This is a genomic window from Komagataeibacter kakiaceti JCM 25156, from assembly GCF_000613305.1.
The window spans coordinates 1-3858 of the sequence record NZ_BAIO01000210.1; the positions used below are offsets into that span (position 1 = coordinate 1).

Here is a 3858-nt window from a genome sequence, read left to right on the forward strand (position 1 = left end):
TCCACGCCGCCGGGCATGACCAGCAGGCCCCCGGCATCGACAACCGTGCAGCCCGTGGGCGTTTCAAGATCCGGGCCAACCGCCACAATCTCACCCACCCCGCCACACAGCACATCCACGCACAGGCTCGCCTGCCCCGTGACGACCGTGCCGCCACGGATCAGCAGCAGGTCGCGCCCATGTCCATGCCGTATGCCCATTGATGCTTCGCCAGCCCCGGTCCGTTCAGTGATCGCGGATTCTGACGGCCATGCCCAGCGCGCCGCCCAGGCGTTCCAGCCTACGGCGCACGCTTTCTCCCTGCACGACATCGCGCCCCGGCGCGAAATGAAGCGAGACGGTGCCCCCTTCGCATTCCAGCCGCGTGCCGTCCAGCAGCGCCTCGGTCCCGCCGCTTACGGTATAGGCCAGCCGCAGGGCCTGCCCCAGCGCCACGGCACGGGCGAACTGCACCTGATCGAGCAGTTGCCGGGAGGGCTGGAGATAGGCCACCGACAGGTCGGCCCCGTACCGCACCGCCAGCGTAAGCGACAGGAAGGCCCGCGCCTGATGGGTAAAGCCCACCCCCTGCATGCGCAGGATACGCAGGTAGGTCTGTTCGGCCCGGTATTCCGGGTGATCATGCGCGCCGACATCCGACAGCCAGCACGCGACCGCGCGCAACTGCCGGGCGACCTGCCCCTCGTCAGGGAAAAGGGGGCCCGTCCAGTCCGCCAGCCGCACCGGCAGGGTCATGCTGCGGCCGAGCATGCCGCACATTTCACGCGCGACGGCTTCCTGCGCGTCGTTACCGGCCACGCTGGCGGCGACGTTGCGCATGTACCATCCCTCCCGCAGGCCATCGACACAGAAGACCAGCCCCACCGACTGCGTGCGCCGCATGAGACGGCGCAGCACGGTGGCGGCGAACGGCGCATCTTCCAGCCGCTTGCGCGGCACGCCGGGCAGACGTTCGAGCGAACGCTTGCCCGCGCCCACGATCCAGTCCGCCATCTCGCGCGCCGTATCGGGGTTGAGCCGGTACAGATGCACGATATTGAGCGGATAGGCCGTGCGCACGATCTGCATGCGCGCCAGCGCGCGGAACGCGCCCCCCACCAGATACAGATCCTGCCCCCGCACATCATCCAGCCAGCCCACGCGGGCCAGATCCTCATCGGTCAGGGCGCGCGCGCGAGCCAGATCGCCGCCCGCGCGTTCATTGAGCCGGATCACCCCCAACGGCAGGGTGCAGGCGTTGAGCTTGCGCCCGTTTTCCAGCCGGATCAGTTCCAGCGACCCCCCGCCTATATCCGCCACCAGCCCGTTGGCGTCCGGTATGCCGCACAGCACGCCGGTGGCGGAATAATCCGCTTCCTCCTCCCCGCTCAGGATGCGGATCGGCACGCCGGGCAGGCGTGATTTCAGGCCCGCCACGAATTCCGGGCCATTGGTGGCGTCACGCACGGCGGCGGTGGCCAGTACCTCGAACGGGCTTGCCTCCATCCCGCGCGCGATGGCGTTGAAGCGGGCCATGACCTCCATGGCCAGCGGCACGGCCTCCTCGTTCAGGTGACCTGTCGCGTTCAGCCCACGGCCAAGGCGCAGGACCACCTTTTCATTGAAAATGGGCATCGGATTACGCGAAATGCCGTCAAACACCACAAGACGGACAGAGTTGGAGCCCAAATCTATCACCGCCGAGCGGCGGAACCCGCCAGAACCTGTCACATCCCGCCCCATATGTTATCCGCCCGCGCATCCATGCCGTAATCCTCAGTCCTCAATGATCGGTTCCGCATGCCAGGGCTGGGACGCGCTGACCCGTATGGGCGCATCCCCCCCACTCGTGCTGCGCCCCGGATGCCCCGGATGCTCCATGAAATATTCATGCGACGAAAACGGCCTCCGCCCCGGTTCCAGCCGCCGCCAGACGCCGTTACGTTGTAGAATCCATGACTGAAGGTTGTCCTTGAGGTCAATCATCATGATCTGATCCAGCACACGGGCATGCACCTGCGGGTCGAGCATGGGCACCATGCTTTCCACCCGCCAGTCCATGTTGCGCTGCATCCAGTCCGCCGAGGAGATGTACAGTTTCGCCTGCTTGGAGGGAAGACGGTGCCCGTCACCAAAAGCGTAGATACGGGCATGTTCCAGAAAACGCCCGACAATCGACTTGACCTTGATGTTCTCCGACAGGCCCGGAACACCGGGGCGCAGGCAGCAGATGCCGCGCACCACCGCCATGACCCGCACCCCCGCGCAGGACGCGGCGTAGAGCCGGTCGATCAGGTCGGGATCGACCAGCGAGTTCATCTTGAGCCATATCTGCCCCGGCCTGCCCGCCTGCGCGTGCGCGATCTCCCCCGCGATCAGGTCTTCCAGCGTGCGGCGGATGGTGACGGGTGAAAACGCGATCGCCTCCATCCGGGCCGGCACGGCGTAGCCGGTCATGTAATTGAACAGCCGCGCCGAATCGCGCACCAGTTCCGGGTTGCAGGTGAAGAACGACAGGTCGGTATAGATCCGCGCCGTAATGGGGTGGTAGTTGCCCGTGCCGAAATGGGCGTAGGAGCGCAGGGTCGCCCCCTCACGCCGCACCACGAGGCTGAGCTTGGCATGGGTCTTGAGGTCGGAAAAACCGAAGACCACCTGCACCCCGGCCGCTTCCAGCACGCGGGCCAGGCGGATGTTCGCCTCTTCATCAAAGCGGGCGCGCAGTTCGACCATGGCGGTCACGGCCTTGCCCGCCTCGGCCGCCTCGATCAGCGCCTTGACGATGGGACTGTCACGCGACGTGCGGTACAGCGTCTGCTTGATCGCCACCACGGCGGGGTCAAGTGCCGCCTGCCGCAGGAACTGCACCACCACGTCAAAACTTTCGAACGGGTGATGCACGATCATGTCACGCGCGCGGATGGCGGCGAAGCAGTCCCCACCACAATCGACAATCCGTTCGGGAAAGCGCGGGGTATAGGGCGGAAACAGCAGGTCGGGCCGGTCATCAACGATAAGCTGCTTGAGATCGACCACCCCGATCAGCCCGGACTGGACAAAAACCTCATCGGGCGGCGGGGCCAGGTCATCGGCCATGGAGCGGGCCAGATCCTCGGGCATGCGGGATTCGATGTCGAGATGGATCACCACGCCACGCCTGCGGCGCTTGAGGGCCGATTCGTAGGAACGGACCAGATCCTCGGCCTCATCCTCGAATTCCACATCCGTATCGCGCACCACGCGCATCACCCCCCATTCCCCCGCCACAAGGCCGGGGAACAGCCGGTCGATGCACATGACGATCAGCCGCTCCAGCAGGATGAAGCGCGTCCCCCCCGGCGGGGACAGCGCGGCGGGCAGCCGGATGAAGCGTTCGATCCGCGCGGGCAGCAGGATCAACGCCTCCATCACGAACTGTCCGCTCTGGGCGTTCATCAGCCGCAACGCCTGCGCAATGCCCATGTTGGGGATGAACGGCAGCGGATGCGCGGGATCGATGGCCAGCGGCGTCAGGACCGGAAACACGCGCTCCATGAAGCAGTTTTCCAGCCAGGCCTGTTCCTCCGGGGTGAAGGACACCTCATCACAGACCACGATGCCCGCGCCCTCCAGGTCACGCTGGAGATCGCGCCAGATGCGCTGCTGTTCCTGCAATAGCCGCCCCGTGCGCTCACGCACGGCGGCAAGCTGCTGCTGGGGGGTCAGCCCGTCGGGCGAGGTCTTGACCAGTCCCTCGCGCACCTGCCCCACCAGCCCCGCGATGCGCACGGAATAGAATTCATCCAGGTTGCTGGCGCTGATCGACAGGAAGCGCACCCGCTCCAGCAGGGGGTTGCGCGGGTTGTCGGCCTCATCCACCACGCGCTGGTTGAAATCGAG

At 66.1% G+C, this 3858-nt stretch carries 2 protein-coding genes and 1 pseudogene; all 3 read right to left on the bottom strand.

From position 1 onward, the window contains the following. Nucleotides 1-200: pseudogene (locus JCM25156_RS23550) on the bottom strand (amidohydrolase family protein); the annotation flags it as partial. A gap of 25 nt (nt 201-225) precedes the next feature. Next, entirely contained in the window at nt 226-1722 is a 1497-nt protein-coding gene (locus JCM25156_RS10785; RefSeq protein WP_034959375.1) for a Ppx/GppA family phosphatase, read from the bottom strand. A gap of 33 nt (nt 1723-1755) precedes the next feature. Next, a partial coding sequence (locus JCM25156_RS10790) for an RNA degradosome polyphosphate kinase (protein ID WP_025813085.1) occupies nt 1756-3858 on the bottom strand: 2103 nt, incomplete at its 5' end.